A 15,398-nucleotide genomic window follows, 5' to 3' on the forward strand; every position below is an offset into this window, starting at 1 on the left:
AGGCGGGTCAAAGCAGACCTGCCTCTTTCGCAATCATTGCAGCATGTGTGCGATTTTTGGCTTCAAGTTTGCGGCACAGCGTTTTGACATGCAGCTTGATTGTCACTTCCTGCAGCTCGATTTCACGTGCAATTTCCTTGTTGGCCAAACCACGCGTAAGGCATAGCAAAACCTGCATTTCGCGGTCTGTAAGAAGCTCTTTCAGCGGGTGGTCTGCTTCGTTTACTTCTTGGGTCATGAAATCAATTGGCGCGTATTTTTCGCCCATTGCCATGAATTTGATTGCATTGACCAGCGATTTTGCGGCCATACTTTTCGGCAAAAATCCTGATGCACCACGTTCAAGCGCTTGTTCTGCAATGTCTTTGTTTGCAGATCCTGAAATAAGTGCAACGGGCCGCGGGCGCGTAGCCTCGAGAATTTTATCCAAGCCCGCCAGACCATTCATGCCCGGCATCTCATAGTCCAGCAGGATCAAATCAAACGGATCATGCGCAATCAGTGCTTTTTCAACACTTGGAAGATCAGGGGATTGCACAACATGAAATGTCCCATCGCTTTCCAAGAACGCAGCGATCGTTTCCCTTACCAATTCATGGTCGTCGGCTAAAAGAATTCTCACCTTGCCCTCGCCTTGTTGATGACCATGGATACCACCCGAATTTGTTTTTTGGAACCTTGTTACCAGTCCAAAGGTTTCGACCGTTTCCGGGCCAAGCTTACGGCCTAACCAATACCTTTCAAAAGTGGCATTTTTTGAAAAGTTTGCAGGCTTGTTTCGGGCATTTTATTCCTGCGATTTTCTACACACAACATATGACAAACCAGTGCGGTTCGCCTGAATAGCCAAGTAAGTCATCGGTTTTTCGAATTCAGCTTTTGACATCTACGATATTGCCTAAAAATAGGTCACGTTGACCTCGTAAAGGGAGTGTCTTGATTGAAAGGCTGTTATCTGTTCCCTTGTGAATGCGGAAAGCTCTGGAGGATCATATGAGGCTCACTTTTTTTCTGGCAGCAGGCTTGATCGCATGTGGCACAACTGGCGTGGCCCAAGACGGTCCCGGCATTGACCCCAAAGCGATAGAAATCGCCAAAGCGTCTTCTGACTATTTAGCAGGCCAGCCGCAGATATCCTTTGGGTGGTTTGTGACCTATGACACCATCGAAGATGGCCGCGAGAAACTCACCAGCGTGTGGACAGGCGAAAGCGCGATTGTTCGGGGCGCAGGGTATCGGTCTTCCAGTATTCAAGGTCGCGACGCGCGGGACTATGTGTTTGATGGCACAACTTTTACTGCCGTTTTCGCGGGGGAAGGTCAGTTTGCTCAGATAGAAGCGCCCGGATCGTTTGAACAGTTGAACGCAACGTTGCTGCAAGACTACGCCCTTGAGCTTCCGATGGGAGACATTATCGACCAATCCGGCAGCGCGGCAGGCTTTGTGGATCTTACAGACGCGGTTTATGTAGGCGAAGTGTTTTTTGGGGATCAAACCGCCCATCACCTTGCCTTTCGCCGATATGAAGGCGACTGGGAAATGTGGATTTCTACCGACCCCGCAAATCCAGTGCCTTTGATGATTTCAGGTGCTGATCCTTACGCGCACGGATGGCCCAAGTTTAACGCGGTCCTGTTTGATTGGGATTTTGCGGCAGAGCTTGGCGACGCACCGTTCCAGTTTGCCGCCCCTGAAAGTTTTGAACAGATCACACTGACGCCCGTTGCAGAGTTGGCGCAATGAGATGGTGTCTTGCGATTGCGTTGACGCTGATGGGCGTAATCAGCACATCGATTTTTGGATCTGTTAACCTCATCAAGCCCGCCGTGGCGCAAAACCTTGCGGTCATGCCGGGCAATCGCGAGCCCATGACACGTCCTGCACCACAAGCAAGACCGCGCCCGAATGTGGCCCGGCCTATGCCGGTGCGTCCACGTCCCAGCATGACACGCCCCAGCTACAACAAGCCATCTGTGCGACCACAGCCTTTTCCGACGCGGCCTTCACGACCGGGTGTTGGTTCAACTCGACCCCTTTTTGACCCGAACACAGGGCAGGGGGTCCGTCCAACCATCGTGCGTCCACGCCCGACCCGTCCTGCGCGTCCGAACCCTTACCCGCACTACCCTGATTTCGTAGACACCCCGCAAGGCATCGATGATGTGTCCCCCAATCGGCCACCGATCTGGCGCCCACCAAGCAATAACCCACCATATTTTCGTCCGCCGCACCCGTTTTGGGGAACCTGGTATTATTACGGCGGCATTGGCTACTACCACCGCATTGTTTTTCGCGGCAGGACAATTGTTATTGTCGAAGGCTTGCCTGCTGGGTGCCGCACGCGCGTGCGCCGCGGCGGCCAAAGCTACTACAAATGCAACGGCATCTATTACAAAGCGCTGCACCTGCGCGGAGACATGGTCTATGAAGTTTCAGGCAGGGACGGGGCCAGCACCGCATCGAATGAAACGATGCGCCTGACCAAGCCCTTTATGCGTGGACCCCGTGTGTTGCAATTGCAGCGATCCCTTAAGCGACGCGGCTATAACGTTGGCACCCCAGATGGCATATTCGGACGCGGTACTGCACGCGCCTTGAAAGCGTTTCAAGGTGATGTTGGATTGACGCCGGATGGTGTCGCGGGACGTGCGACACTGCGGGCGTTGCGCTAAAATGTCCCGCGCCCGATTGCTTCTTATCGCATCGCTTGTGACCATTGCCGGGATTGGCGGATGGGGTGTTCTCGACACGCAAAGCCTTATTGATTTGGCGTCGGTTGTGGTCGATCGCTACTTTGAAAGCCGTGGCTGGTTTGTCATGCTATCCGTTACCGGGATGCTGTTCTTGTGCATCTGGCTGGCGTTCTCCCGGTACGGGTCTATCCGATTGGGGGCGGATGACGACAAACCCGAATTCTCGACCCCGTCCTGGATCGCCATGCTGTTTGCGGCTGGCATGGGGGTTGGATTGCTGTTTTGGGCGGTCGCCGAGCCTTTGACGCATTTCGCGTTTTCCAAAGACATAATGCCCAGCCCCATTGCCGCGCAACAAGCGCTTTTGGCGACGAATTTCCACTGGGGCATTCACGCATGGGCCATTTACGGCTCGACGGCCCTCGCTATTGCATATTTTACGTTTCGACGCGGGGCACCGATGCTGGTGAGTGGTCCAATTGAAGCGCTGTTTCCGGATGAAACATGGGCCAAAATCGTGGGCTGGCTATCGGATTTCATGGCTATCGTCGCAATTGCCATCGGCGTGGGTGGCTCCATCGCGATGGGCGTTTTTCAGGTCGCTGACGGCGTTGATGTGATGATGGGGGGGGATGGGGCTGCGGGTTGGCTTGTGGCCGCCGTCTTTGCTGTCATGGTTGCTGCCTATTTGCCGCCGCTGATGGTGGATTTGGGTGCAGGCATGGCAAGGTTGTCGAACACTGCGATGATCATTGCAATTGCTTTGGTATTGTATGTCGTGATCCTTGGGCCAACCGAATTCCTGCTCAATTCCATCGTCAACAGTTTTGGCGATTACGCCTTTGCCGCCATCCCGCGTGGTTTTCAGACCTTAACGTTTTTTGGCGATGAATTGGGGGCATGGTTTCAGGATTGGACGCTCACCTATATGGTCTGGTGGATTGCATGGGGGCCTTTTGTCGGCGTATTTATTGCACGCATTTCCAAAGGTCGCACAATTCGCGAATTTGTTCTGGGTGTATTGATTGGCCCAACGGTGTTTTCGGTGATCTGGTTTGGTGCTTTTGGCGGGATCGGTCTGTTTGACGCTTTGCAAGGGACTGGTGGTCTGCTTGCGATGACTGAAAGCAATGTGGAACGCGTCACCTTCACGCTGCTTGAACGTCTGCCACTGCCGTGGCTGACGACTGTAGCAACCATTGCGGCGGCGTTTCTGTTCATCGTTACAAGCGTTGTCAGTGCCGCTTTCGTCTTGGGTACCTTTTCCACTGGAGGAGACCCGAACCCAAGCCCGCGCATTCGCCTGATATGGGGCATGCTGCTGGGACTTTTGGGTGCAGCCATGATCCTTGCAGGATCTATCGACGCGATCAAAAAGCTGATCGCCATCGGCGCGCTGCCATTTGTCTTTGTTTGCGTTCTGCTTTGCGTCTGCCTGGTGCGTGGCTTGCGACAGGAGGTGCGCAATGCTGGTCGGTGAGGCGATAGATACGCTGCTGAATTTGTCCACCTTCGCCTTTATTGGTGCAATGGTTTGGTTGCTGTTGCGGAAAGACTGATGGGCGGCGTAAATTAATGGAATGGTCTTTTTAAAGATGAAATTGACCATTCGAGAGAGGGTTCTGTACCGTGGCGTCTATGCCAGAGAGAAAGGGTCTCATTTGGTTGTGCGCACAGTCTTAGTGAGATTGTGCGCATTCTCGAACCGGACATTTGCTGCGCGGTGCATCGATGACTGCTACGCGGACAAAGCGCCAATTCGCTGCGGCTGCGCCAAGGTCTGCTTGCCATACGGATGTACTTGGAATGATGCGCCAAAGTTTCCATCGCGGCGTAGATGTTTGTCGTTTTCCAGGGCTTCAATTCGGGTCGGAGATTTGCTGGCCTAAAGCGTAGCAAGGCAATACTGGTGTGCTTGGGAGAGAAAGTGGCGGAAAACGAGATGCATTCTACGACATTCACCGTCTATGTATCTTCATCTTCCAAAAATTGGGCAATTGTCAGACTATGCCACCCACCCCAATGGAACAACGGTCATGAGAAAACTCAGCCTTGATGCAACAGATATTCGCATACTGAGTGCTGTTCAGAAGTATGGACAACTGAGCAAAACCAAATTGGCCGAGCTGGTGAAGCTGTCGCCAAAACCCTGCTGGGCGCGGCTCAATCGTCTAAAGGCTGCAGGCTGAATTCGAGGCTATCGCGCAACGCTCGCTTTAGAGCGCATTGTCGATTTCACCCAAGTCGTCGCGACGGTTTCGCTCATCCATCATCGTAAGACGGATTTCGAACGCTTTGAAGCCTATATTCAGGGCCTGGATGGGGTGATAGACTGCGTCGCGACGGTTGGTGGGATGGATTATGTGATGAAGACCGCAACGCCAAGCCTGGCTGTGTTTCAAGCGATGATGGAAGAGATGCTCTCAGCCGATCTGTAAATCGACCGATACATGACCTACATCGCAGCTCGGCAGGTCAAGACGATTCGGCCAAATCTGGAAAAACTTGTCGCAAACAGATCATGAAAAACAGGCGTAGCCTGAACAGTCTAAAAGCTGCGCGTTAAATAGGCTGTTCAGCCTGAGAAATTGCTTTTTCAGACCAATATCCTCTGGTCATTTGATTTAGATCATCCACAGGTTTTACCACTTCAACGGCCTATCAGGCCACCTGCTGTGAGGCGAAAATATGACACAGACAGATGACTGTGGCTTCGGCACGCAGATCCGAAAATTCCTCTATTTCGACGCCACTGTTCGCTGGGGCGCCAAGGGGTTTTCTGTTATATCCATATGTATATCCCCCGTGACTTTGGCGATCCGGAGCAGAACTTCTGGACCCTCGTGAACGAGGCGATCCTGTGTTATGTGGCTGTTGAACGTCAGGTCGAGATCACGGGACCTTATGCCGCAAAATTCACCCAGTTGCTTACTTGCCGTGATCTTTCGAAGATGGCCGTTGGGCAGTGCAAATACATCCTGATAACGAATGCCGACGGCGGCATCCTGAACGATCCGATCCTGCTGCGCCTTGCGGAAAATCATTCCTGGATTTCTCTGGCCGACAGCGACATCCTGCTCTGGGCACAGGGCATTGCGATCAATTCCGGTCTCGACGTTCAAATCACCGAGCCGGACGTGTCGCCGCTTTAGCTTCAGGGCCCGAACGCTGGAAAGATCATGGTCGCGCTTTTCGGCGGAGACATCATGGATCTGAAATACTACTGGCTACGCGAAGTCGAGCTCGACGGCATCCCGCTGATCGTGTCGCGCACCGGTTGGTCGAGCGAGCCGGGCTATGAGCTTTATCTACGAGATGGCGCTAAGGGCGATCAGCTTTGGGAGCGGATCATGGCAGCAGGCACGCAGTATGGCCTCAAGCCGGGGCACACCTCGTCGATCCGCCGGATCTGAGGTGGCATGCTGTCCTATCACGCCGATGCGGATATCCACACCAACCCGTTTGAGCGTGGCTTTGATCGTCTGGTCAATCTGGGTATGGAAGCCGATTTCATCGGCAATGCCGCCCTGCGCCGCATCAAAGAAGAAGGCCCCAAGCGCAAGCAAGTCGGCCTTGTGATCGATTGCGAGCCGTTCACTGGCCCCAATACAACTTTCTGGGCGGTCACCCAAAATGGCGCTCAGATCGGCAAGGTGACCTCTACGGTCTACTCGCCGCGTCTGGAGAAAAACATCGCGCTGGCGATGGTTGATGTCGATGCTACAGTGCTTGGTGCCGAGGTTGCGGTCGTAACACTGTCCGGTCCGGCCAGAGTGACCGTGGTCGAGCGCCCCTTCTACGATCCAAAGAAGCAGATCGCAGCAGCCTAAAACCGTTTCGATCCGCAGTGCGCTCACTTTTTACGAACGCGCACTGCGCCCCTGCTGAATTGAATGTAGGATATTTCGCTCATGTCTGATCTATCTATCGAGCTGCACTGGCAGCGAGCCGAACCTGTTTTGCAAACCGGCAAATATTCGAATGAACATACCGTTCAGTTCAACACCGCCTTCGATGTTCTGGTGGATTCCGCGCTGGATTGGGGCGTTGACCCCGCAAATACCAATCCTGAGCAAGCATTGGCCTTTGCTCCGTCAAGCTGCCACATGATGCCTTTTTGGCGTTGGCCGCAAAAGCAGGCTGGCCCGTGGCAAGCTATCATGACTTTGCCAAGGCCCATTTGGGTAAGAACCCTCAAGGCCAGATGTCGGTCACGCGGATCGATCTTCATCCCGAAGTGCGTTTTGACACCGGGTTTTTCATGAATGATGTGGAGCTGGCCCAGATGCAGGACCGCGCGCACCGCTATTGTTTTATTGCCAACACGCTGGCTGACAGCGTTGAGATCAAAATCCGCTAACCCAAGAATGGGGATTGGCCCATGACATCGAGTGATTTTCTTTTGCGCGAGCTGAGCGAGGAGGGAGTTCTGCGCCTGACGCTCAATGATGTGCAACGGCGCAATGCGCTGTCTGAGGCAATGCTGGGCGCGCTTGGCACCGCTTTCGAAGAGGCAGGAAAAGACCCCGCAGTGAGCGTGATCATTCTTGCGGCCAACGGGCCAGCCTTTTGTGCCAGTCACGGCCTCAAGGAAATGACCACAGGACGCGCAGGCGATGATGGCAGCAAAGCCTATTTCGCCAAGATTATGGTCATGTGTTCGGGTGTCATGCAAGGCATCGTGAATTGTCCCAAACCGGTGATTGCCGAAGTGACGGGGATTGCGACGGCGGCGGGCTGCCAATTGGTAGCAAGCTGTGATCTCGCTATCGCGGCCCAAAGCGCGCAATTCAGCACGCCTGGGGTTCATATCGGACTGTTCTGTTCCAACCCGATGGTTGCGCTGTCACGCAACGCGGCGAACAAATATCCGATGGAAATGCTGCTGACCGGCGATATGATATCAGCGGCGCGCGCTTGCGAGATCGGACTGGTAAACCGCGCTCTGGCCGAGGATACTCTGCAAGAGGCAAGAGGCAAGAGGCAAGAGGCAAGAGGCAACAGGCGAGGTTGCACGTAAAATTGCCTCTAAATCCAGCATGACCTTGGCCACTGGCAAACGCGCCTTTTATGCGCAGCGAGAGATGCCCTTGGCCGAGGCATATGATTACGCCAGCCAAATAATGGTCGACAATATGCTGGCGCGCGACGCCGAAGAAGGCATTGGCGCCTTTTTCGAAAAGCGCGTGCGCCCCAATGGCAGGACGCCTAAGCCATGGCCGCAAACCCCTAAAATACCGAACTTGACCGCACTCCAGCAAATCACCAGCCGCTCACACCGCTGACCTCTCTAGAGCGTGCGGCGACCGTTTTCCCGGAACATAGGGCGATCATCCATGGCGGTTTGCGGCGCAGCTACGCGCAATTCTACACCCGCGCGCGGCAATTGGTATCTGCTCTGACAAAGCGCGGCATTGGGCGAAGCGACACGGTCTCGGCCTTACTGCTCAACACGCCCGCAATGCTGGAATGCCACTATGGCGTGCGTATGTGCGGCGGTGTGTTGCATTCGATTAACACAAGGCTCGATGCAGCGATCATCGCCTTTCAGTTGGACCATGCGATGTCGAAGATCGTCATCGTCGATTCAGAGTTACTGCCACTGATGCAAGAGGCGCGGGTGCTGGCCGAGGTCGACCCACTGGCGATCTTGGTGGATGACCCTGAATATGATGGCGCGCGCATGGCGTTTGACGGGCCAGACTGTGAAAACTTCGTCGTAGGAGGCGACCCCACATTTGATTGGCTCATGCCCGAAGATGAATGGGACGCGATCTCGATCAACTATACCTCCGGCACCACGGGCGATCCCAAGGGTGTGGTCTCGCACCACCGCGGTGCCTATCTGCTGGCCTAACGCAATGGGTTTACCACGTCGATGCAAAAGCAGGCCGTCTATCTTTGGACATTGCCAATGTTCCACTGTAACGGCTGGTGCTTTCCATGGACGCTCTGGGCGATCATCGGCACCCATGTTTGCCTGCGCCAGGTCCGGGCCGAGCCGATTTGGGCCGCGCTCGCTGATGAAAAAGTCACCCACCTCTGCAGCGCGCCAATCATCATGTCGCTGCTGATCTCGGCGTCTTCCGACGTCCAGCGTGTGCTCGATCACACCGTGCAGTTTGTCACCGCTTCCTCACCGCTCCCCGAAAAGTTGTTGGCCGATATGAAAACCGCAGGCTTTGACGTAACCTACCTCTACGGACTCACCGAAACCTACGGCCCTGCCGTGGTGAACGATTGGGATGAAAGCTGGTCAGCCCTGCCCAGCAAAGAAAAGGCGCGGCTGAAATCACGCTAGGGCGTGCGCTATCTGCCCCTTGAGAGGCTCGATGGGCTTGATCCTGAAATTATCAAGCCCATCCCACGCGACGGCGAGACGATGGGCGAGGTCATGTTCCGCGTTAACGTCGTGATGAAGGGCCATTTCCGTAGTCCCTCTGCCACGCGACAGGCCTTTCAGGGCGGCTGGTTCCATTCAGGCGATCTGGGGGCGGTGCACCCGGACGGCTATATCCAGCTCAAGGACCACTCGAAGGATATCATCATTTCGGGCGGCGAGAACGTTTTTTTGATCGAGGTCGAAGAGATGCATTACAGCTATCCCGCGATCGATATTGCCACTGTGGTCGCCATGCCCCATGAGAGATGGGGCGAAACACCCCGCGTGTTCATCGAACTGGCGCCTGGCCATGAGATTGACACCGTGGCGCTGCGGACATGGTGCCGTGACAGGCTTGCACCCTACAAGGTTCCCGGTCGGTTTGTCGAAACAACAATTTTCAGAATATCGACCGGCAAGATTCAAAAATTTGCCCTGCGTGAGCACGTGAAGGATCTCGCTGCACAATCATGAGCCAACGCCCGTCAGTACTCGACAGATACTCATGGAGAGCTGTGACTGCTCCCTATTCTTAAGTCACCTTGAAATGAAATTGTGGAGCAAAATGTGGAGCAAAAAACGTCTTAGAGGGCGCGATCCTCAAGCGAAAACGCCACACTCCCCTTAAAATCAATGGCTTACATGTGTGATTCAAGAGTGTGTCTGGCGGAGACGAAGGGAGTATAACCTAAGTTTATTTATTATAAATAATTACAGATATTTACATTCATTGGAGATCACTTGATGTAGCAGTATGTTGTAGCAAATTGTGCCTTTCAACGAATAGTGACCAGCCATTCACTACCACTTGGATGGTGGTCTCCACAGACATTCTAAGTCGCGGTTCATCGGATCAAGGTCTTTGATCTTTTCCCTGGTCCAAGCAACCCATTCAGCGGCAGTCATACCGTCAATATCGTCAACCTGCTCGGTCAGCATTCGGCGTTCAATTGCATCGACAAACGCGCACAGCCGCTGACACTCCTGCCATGATACAGCTTGTTCACGGAAATGCTTCCATCGACGTGCTTCCAACTCACGCCGCTGCTGCTCCTCATACTGCCGACGCCGCTCTTCTTCATACCGCAGTCGCTGCGCTTCACGTTCGGCCTGTTGCTCATCAAGCCGTGGACCACATCCCATGATGGAATCTGTGATCTTCGGAAGCAGATCGACCACTAATTTATTCTGCTTTTCGATCCACTCCAGCCTGCCACCGCCGACATAGGTGTTCACCGCGATCCGTAGGAAGCCTGATGGGTGCAACCCATGTTGGTGGTGATCGGGGCATGCAGACCAGGACCTATCGACGTCCGATAGACCCTGACGCATCTTTTCCTTGATTGCACATTCGAGGACGTGGTTGCCGACCTTGAGGTCGAACTTGCCGATGATCTGAGCATCAACAACCTTCGCACCTGCCTTCTCCAAAGCGTTGAGGACCGTGCTCGTTGCTTGGAACCTGTATCGGTCACGTTCTGTAAGGTCTGGAATTGGGTCCCAAAAATGGCCCCAGACCTCACGCCTACGTTCCCGCCGCTCTTGCCGTCGTTGAGCCTGGTCGTCACGATGTTGTTTCACCCATGCTCTTACGGAAGGGTGAAGACTCCTGAAGCTATCTAGTTCGGTGATTTTGGCCACCGCGTTTAAGGCTTCCTCTTGTGCATCGACTACGGCATCGGAATGTGATGGCTTTGGTGTCAGAGGCGTTATGACGATGACATCTGATTTGCCTTTGGGAAGCGGTGGCAGGGGTGCGATCTCGACCAGCCCTCCCAAAGACAATTTGGTCCAATGGCCTTGCGGCGGACGCGGTATTCCATGGCGGTCACATAGCTTGGCCAGACCCGTGCCAGTCATCCCAAACTCCACCGAGATTTCTTTAAGCGGCTTTGCCCAGACTTTCTGATGCAGTTCCATCCGTGTTGTTCGTATTCGCGGCATCATGCTTATTATCAGCGTTCTTCACTCGGCAGAAGACCCGCTTAGTGCACACCCCACCCAGTGCTTCGAAGATGGTTGTAGGCAAGATTGATTTGTCTGGGTGTGAACTTCTTCTTCCGCTCATTCCACGAGTGCGTCAGTCGGATTGCATCCTCGACATCTTCGGCCCCATCGTTGTGGATGACCCAATGCACGGTTGCCAGAAGCTCCATCCCAACAGGGGATTCGAACCCGTCAACCAGGTCACTCACCCGCTTAAATCTTGCATGGGTGTCGGCATGATCTTCCAGGAACCGCGACGCCTCGGCCATTGCGCCAGGGACCAACTCAATTTGTTTCTCTGGAATATCACCACCGTCCGCGTAACCAGATACGAGGTGACCTTCGATCCGATTGAGAACATGCCGAAGGTTTTCAGCGTAGGGGCCGTAGTGATGTTTCTTGTATTGCAGTTTGAGTGGCTCCCCCGCCACCTGCATGAAATACATCAGTTTGTGCAGTTCGATCAGTGTCACAAACGGGTCAAGTAACCCAGAAAGATATCTATCCACCAATGTGACGAGTGTAGCTCGACCAGGTGACATCGTGGGCGCATCGGTTGACCTCGCCATCACCTTTGCATCAGGGACACCTCCTGGTTCGAAGACAAGTATGTCCATCTCCAGGTCGGATAGGGCTGAGTCGATGGCGGCCTTTACGTCCGACCAGTTCAATCCACCTAGTCCACTTCCAAGGGGTGGGATGGCAATCGACTGAATTTCACGTTCAACGATCTCCACCTTCAGAGCCTGGAGGCCAGAAATAATATCCTCCATCCTGCTCTTACCACGCCAGTGGCGCTTCGTCGGGAAGTTGACGATGTAACGGGGACCCGTAAGGGCTTTCCGCTCCGTGATGAACATCTGGCCAGGAACAACCTCACCTTTATCACACGCAGTGCGATATTCTTCATAGTTAGACGGGAAAGCTCTCTTGAATTGCAGCGCAATTCCGCGCCCCATAACACCAACGCAATTGACTGTGTTAACGATTGCGTCAACATCAGCACGAAGAACGTCGCCTGTCGTATATCGAATCATCTCACGCCTCCCCGCGCACTAATAATACCATTTTCGAAAAATTTTGACTTGGGGCTTGTGCGGCAAGCCAGAGATCAACCGCGTCACCTTCTCGCCCTGGCTTTGCGAATAGACCCCAATGCCCAGGATTCGTCGCCAAGGGAAGGACTCTTCCACCAAGAACTCCGCCTGCTTGCCTTCCTTAATATCTCTGTCCACGCCGTTGCCACCCCAGCGGGTTGCTTTCACCGCGTCCCAGTTGATTTCATCCAGTTGATCCAGGTCAGCGCGGTCCTCGAAGTATCCAGACCCTGCGTTCGACAGGGTGAACGCCCACCGACGATCTTTTTGTTCCGCCCATTTGACTGCCTTGGGAACGTCAGCAACGAGATGAACAATATCTTGTTGGCCACCTGTGTAGGTAATCTCCTCATGGTTCCCCATATGCAGCAGATATAGCATCACCGAACGGGGGCAGAAGTAGAAGGGGACGCATGAGCCTACTGCCAAGCCTGGATGTGAACTGAGTTGCGAAGTCAGCCTGCGATCCTTAATGCTCTGCATCCCGACCGTTGTTCCAGGTGAACCGCGTCGGCGAGTTTCGGCGTCAGACCACAGGTAGCCGTCCTCGATGATCGAAGGCAGACGATCTATGTGCACGATGTGGTAGATATGAATTTTTTCAGGCACCTTCGTCATGCCCGTTTATCCCGTTCGGCAGAGACCTGTGTGGCACTGAGGCGTTCGAATTCTTCCACCGAGCAGACCACCACAACTGGGCGTCCATGCTTCTCGATGACGATTGGTTCCAGCCTCGCATCATCGATCATCTTACCAAACTGGTTCTTGGCATCTTTTGCGGAAAAGTTCTTCATATGTTCACATAAAGCCATTTTGGCTACTTTGTCCATATGTTGGCAGAAGTGGTGCCGATGTGAATGCACGGTAGGTGCCACACACATCCTCACGGCGCAAACCACCTCACCAACCATTTCTCACAAACGGTCATATTCGACTTCTCGATACCTTCGTGTCGTCGGGAACGTCCTGGCCTGGAAAACACGGGCCGCAGAGTTCTCAGTTCTCCCTATCGAAACCACACACGCCAACCGTTATCATGGTGACGAGTTTTGAGAAGGAGGGTTCATGAACGTAGGATACGCCAGGATTTCGACCGACGGGCAAACACATGTCGCTCAGATTACTGCATTGAAGGCTGCGGGATGTGACAAGATATTCACAGAGACCGCCTCTGGGGCGAAGAAGGATCGACCTGTGTTGGCAGAAGCTTTGGCATACCTCCGTCCGAATGCCGATGACAAGCTGGTGGTATACAAGCTTGACAGAGTGGCACGAAGCCTTCCGCACCTCATCGAGATCATGGATCGATTGAACTCAGACGGGGTTGAGTTCCAGAGTCTGACTGAGGCCATCGATACGAAGACGCCTGGTGGGCGGCTGCTCTTCCACGTTATGGGCGCGATATCCGCCTTCGAAAGGGACCTTATCATCGAGAGGACTCAAGCGGGCCTGAAGGCTGCGAGAGCAAAAGGACGGATCGGTGGACGCCCTCGACAAATGACCGAAGAAAAGATCAATGCTGTTCGTGAGTTGCTGGCCTCTGGGACGCCTGTAAAGGATGCAGCGGCTGCGGTTGGGGTGTCTGTGCCAACTTTGTATCGATGGCTACCTGGTGCATCACGGTAAACCGCTCCAAGGTATGGTTGGAAGTCATTGGAGAGTTAGACCATGTTTGAACACCTGCAACGTCAATTGCGAACTCTATCTGAAACGACTGAGATTTCGGTGCCACTTGAGGCGGATTCAGAAGGCTTTCTTGATAAAGAATGTCCATCTGAAACTTGCTTGTTCCAGTTCAAAATATTGGAAGAGGACTGGAAAAAAATTGTTCGCGATGAAGAGGTTTTTTGCCCTTCTTGCCGCCATAATACTCATGCTCAATCTTGGTTTACTGCGGAGCAGATCGAGTCGGCCAAAGAATATGCGATGGGTCAAATTACCAACGATATTAACGCTGCGATGCGGGCAGATGCAGCAGCATCGAAACGTCGCACTAAGCGCAATTCTTTCATCAGCATCACTTTGGAGGCCAAAGGTGGCCGTGATGCTGTGCTATTGCCAGTGGCAGCAGCAAACCCCATGAGGTTACGTACTACTTGCGAAGAATGCGGGTGTCGCTACTCCTACGTGGGAGCCGCGTACTTTTGCCCATCCTGTGGGCAAAACTCTGCAAGTCACACATTTTCTCAAACGCTTGAAGCCATACGGACAGCCGCAGGGCTTGGCTCGACTCTTCGAGAAGCGTTGGGGCCAGATGAAGCGGAAGCAATGGCGCGAACACTTCTTGAGAAAGCCATGCAAGACACAGTCATGTCTTTTCAACGGGTGTCAGAACAATTTTATGAGCGGAAGACTGGCCGCCCCCCGAAGCGCAACGTATTTCAGCGCCTCGATACTGGTTCGGGATTGTGGGAAGCTGAGTTGGGGGTGAGTTACACAGACATCCTTGGACTGGAAGCCATGAAACAACTGGTCATCTATTACCAGCAGAGACACCTATTGGCCCATCAACAAGGAATTGTTGATACTTACTATCTGACACGAAGCCAAGACACCCGATATTCTATTGGCCAACGTCTGATCATACGCGAACCAGCAGTTTTGGACTTCGCAGCCATAATTGAAAAACTTGGTGAAGAAATCATGAGGCGTTGTACGTCTGAGTAGCTAAGGGAAGCTCGTTCTGGCAGGCTGTGAGGATAAATCCCATCAAGTACGTCAATTCTGCGGAGTTGCTTTCATCTTTCCTTTACAACGAGGGTAGCTCACGCATCCGAGGAAACGGCCATATCGCCCCCGTCGTTCGACGAGCCAGCCGTTCTCACACTGTGGGCAACTTGGGTACTCCGCACCACATGCGCATGTCTTCAGCCCTGATTCATCCCGCTCTTCTGGCAAGCCACTTCCGCACTCTGAGCAAGCATTCAGTGAAAACCCGCATAGGTCAGCATGTTCACATCTGTACCAAGTGCGACCATCCTTGGTTGGGAAAGCTACCAGATGGCCACCGCATTCCCCACAGATGTGATCTACTTGTTCGGATGCATCACTTCCAACTGCACCGTATGAGGGATCGTCCAACAACTCAGTGACAAAAGCTGATTGTTTAATTGCTTGGGCGGAGTTTGTTGAAAGCACTACCAGCTATTCATCGAACTCCGCCTATTGCATGAAGAACTCTTAGCTCTGATCGATCAGATCACCCAATGTCCTGCTTGTAGGTCATGGATGTCGTATGAC

General features: G+C 53.5%; 13 protein-coding genes and 4 pseudogenes. 11 read left to right on the plus strand and 6 right to left on the minus strand.

Annotated elements, in window-relative coordinates; translation table 11 throughout:
• Positions 1 to 7 precede the first annotated feature (7 nt).
• Positions 8 to 622 (minus strand): response regulator, encoded by a 615-nt coding sequence (locus ASD8599_RS06670; protein ID WP_108827814.1) that lies wholly within the window; start codon positions 620 to 622, stop codon positions 8 to 10.
• A 371-nt stretch (positions 623 to 993) separates the two neighbouring features.
• Between ASD8599_RS06670 and ASD8599_RS06675 the strand changes: the two genes are divergently transcribed.
• From ASD8599_RS06675 to ASD8599_RS06710, 9 genes and pseudogenes are all read left to right on the plus strand, one after another.
• On the plus strand, positions 994 to 1,743 hold the full coding sequence (locus ASD8599_RS06675; protein WP_181364425.1) for a DUF2092 domain-containing protein: 750 nt from the start codon (positions 994 to 996) through the stop codon (positions 1,741 to 1,743).
• Positions 1,740 to 2,672: a peptidoglycan-binding domain-containing protein gene (locus tag ASD8599_RS20340; protein ID WP_219928852.1), complete on the plus strand. Its 933-nt coding sequence runs from the start codon at positions 1,740 to 1,742 to the stop codon at positions 2,670 to 2,672. The genes ASD8599_RS06675 and ASD8599_RS20340 overlap by 4 nt, the downstream gene beginning before the upstream one ends.
• 1 nt (position 2,673) lies before the next feature.
• A complete protein-coding gene (locus ASD8599_RS06685) occupies positions 2,674 to 4,173 on the plus strand; it encodes a BCCT family transporter (protein WP_108827816.1) in 1,500 nt (499 codons plus the stop codon).
• A 556-nt stretch (positions 4,174 to 4,729) separates the two neighbouring features.
• Positions 4,730 to 5,218 (plus strand): annotated as a pseudogene (locus ASD8599_RS06690) (Lrp/AsnC family transcriptional regulator).
• A 163-nt stretch (positions 5,219 to 5,381) separates the two neighbouring features.
• A pseudogene (locus ASD8599_RS06695) lies at positions 5,382 to 6,523 on the plus strand (glycine cleavage T C-terminal barrel domain-containing protein).
• A gap of 81 nt (positions 6,524 to 6,604) precedes the next feature.
• Positions 6,605 to 7,053, plus strand: a pseudogene (locus ASD8599_RS20515) (OsmC family protein).
• A gap of 21 nt (positions 7,054 to 7,074) precedes the next feature.
• Complete coding sequence (locus ASD8599_RS06705) at positions 7,075 to 7,713, plus strand: enoyl-CoA hydratase-related protein (protein WP_422664742.1); 639 nt, start codon at positions 7,075 to 7,077, stop codon at positions 7,711 to 7,713.
• Between the two features lie 19 nt (positions 7,714 to 7,732).
• A complete protein-coding gene (locus tag ASD8599_RS20545; protein WP_422664743.1) occupies positions 7,733 to 7,978 on the plus strand; it encodes a hypothetical protein in 246 nt (81 codons plus the stop codon).
• A pseudogene (locus ASD8599_RS06710) lies at positions 7,975 to 9,549 on the plus strand (AMP-binding protein). The gene ASD8599_RS20545 and the pseudogene ASD8599_RS06710 overlap by 4 nt, the downstream one beginning before the upstream one ends.
• A 327-nt stretch (positions 9,550 to 9,876) precedes the next feature.
• Here the strand turns inward: ASD8599_RS06710 and ASD8599_RS06715 are convergent.
• From ASD8599_RS06715 to ASD8599_RS06730, 4 genes are all read right to left on the minus strand, one after another.
• Complete coding sequence (locus tag ASD8599_RS06715; protein ID WP_108827817.1) at positions 9,877 to 10,995, minus strand: hypothetical protein; 1,119 nt, start codon at positions 10,993 to 10,995, stop codon at positions 9,877 to 9,879.
• A gap of 65 nt (positions 10,996 to 11,060) precedes the next feature.
• Positions 11,061 to 12,098, minus strand: a complete 1,038-nt coding sequence (gene darG / locus ASD8599_RS06720) for a type II toxin-antitoxin system antitoxin DNA ADP-ribosyl glycohydrolase DarG (protein WP_108827818.1) — start codon at positions 12,096 to 12,098, stop codon at positions 11,061 to 11,063.
• A gap of 18 nt (positions 12,099 to 12,116) precedes the next feature.
• Positions 12,117 to 12,776 (minus strand): type II toxin-antitoxin system toxin DNA ADP-ribosyl transferase DarT, encoded by a 660-nt coding sequence (gene darT, locus ASD8599_RS06725; RefSeq protein ID WP_108827819.1) that lies wholly within the window; start codon positions 12,774 to 12,776, stop codon positions 12,117 to 12,119.
• Positions 12,773 to 12,988 (minus strand): type II toxin-antitoxin system Phd/YefM family antitoxin, encoded by a 216-nt coding sequence (locus ASD8599_RS06730; RefSeq protein ID WP_245925950.1) that lies wholly within the window; start codon positions 12,986 to 12,988, stop codon positions 12,773 to 12,775. Before ASD8599_RS06730 ends, darT begins: the two co-directional genes overlap by 4 nt.
• A 235-nt stretch (positions 12,989 to 13,223) precedes the next feature.
• On the opposite strand from ASD8599_RS06730, the gene ASD8599_RS06735 reads away from it, so the two are divergent.
• Both ASD8599_RS06735 and ASD8599_RS06740 read left to right on the plus strand, forming a co-directional pair.
• Positions 13,224 to 13,784, plus strand: a complete 561-nt coding sequence (locus ASD8599_RS06735; RefSeq protein ID WP_108827820.1) for a recombinase family protein — start codon at positions 13,224 to 13,226, stop codon at positions 13,782 to 13,784.
• Positions 13,785 to 13,826: 42 nt separating this feature from the next.
• Positions 13,827 to 14,825, plus strand: coding sequence for a hypothetical protein (locus tag ASD8599_RS06740; RefSeq protein ID WP_108827821.1), 999 nt, complete (start codon positions 13,827 to 13,829; stop codon positions 14,823 to 14,825).
• Positions 14,826 to 14,876: 51 nt separating this feature from the next.
• On the opposite strand, the gene ASD8599_RS06745 is transcribed toward ASD8599_RS06740, so the two are convergent.
• On the minus strand, positions 14,877 to 15,296 hold the full coding sequence (locus ASD8599_RS06745; RefSeq protein ID WP_245925952.1) for a topoisomerase DNA-binding C4 zinc finger domain-containing protein: 420 nt from the start codon (positions 15,294 to 15,296) through the stop codon (positions 14,877 to 14,879).
• Positions 15,297 to 15,398 lie beyond the last annotated feature (102 nt).

It is taken from the genome of Ascidiaceihabitans donghaensis (assembly GCF_900302465.1).
Classification (GTDB): Bacteria; Pseudomonadota; Alphaproteobacteria; order Rhodobacterales; family Rhodobacteraceae; genus Ascidiaceihabitans; species Ascidiaceihabitans donghaensis.

What these genes read in the sequence shown, in the direction of transcription:
- ASD8599_RS06675 (WP_181364425.1), top strand. Translation starts at nt 994, where the DNA reads ATGAGGCTCACTTTTTTTCTGGCAGCAGGCTTGATCGCATGTGGCACA.
- ASD8599_RS20340 (WP_219928852.1), top strand. Translation starts at nt 1,740, where the DNA reads ATGAGATGGTGTCTTGCGATTGCGTTGACGCTGATGGGCGTAATCAGC.
- ASD8599_RS06685 (WP_108827816.1), top strand. Translation starts at nt 2,674, where the DNA reads ATGTCCCGCGCCCGATTGCTTCTTATCGCATCGCTTGTGACCATTGCC.
- ASD8599_RS06705 (WP_422664742.1), top strand. Translation starts at nt 7,075, where the DNA reads ATGACATCGAGTGATTTTCTTTTGCGCGAGCTGAGCGAGGAGGGAGTT.
- ASD8599_RS20545 (WP_422664743.1), top strand. Translation starts at nt 7,733, where the DNA reads ATGACCTTGGCCACTGGCAAACGCGCCTTTTATGCGCAGCGAGAGATG.
- ASD8599_RS06715 (WP_108827817.1), bottom strand. Translation starts at nt 10,995, where the DNA reads ATGGAACTGCATCAGAAAGTCTGGGCAAAGCCGCTTAAAGAAATCTCG.
- darG (WP_108827818.1), bottom strand. Translation starts at nt 12,098, where the DNA reads ATGATTCGATATACGACAGGCGACGTTCTTCGTGCTGATGTTGACGCA.
- darT (WP_108827819.1), bottom strand. Translation starts at nt 12,776, where the DNA reads ATGACGAAGGTGCCTGAAAAAATTCATATCTACCACATCGTGCACATA.
- ASD8599_RS06730 (WP_245925950.1), bottom strand. Translation starts at nt 12,988, where the DNA reads ATGGACAAAGTAGCCAAAATGGCTTTATGTGAACATATGAAGAACTTT.
- ASD8599_RS06735 (WP_108827820.1), top strand. Translation starts at nt 13,224, where the DNA reads ATGAACGTAGGATACGCCAGGATTTCGACCGACGGGCAAACACATGTC.
- ASD8599_RS06740 (WP_108827821.1), top strand. Translation starts at nt 13,827, where the DNA reads ATGTTTGAACACCTGCAACGTCAATTGCGAACTCTATCTGAAACGACT.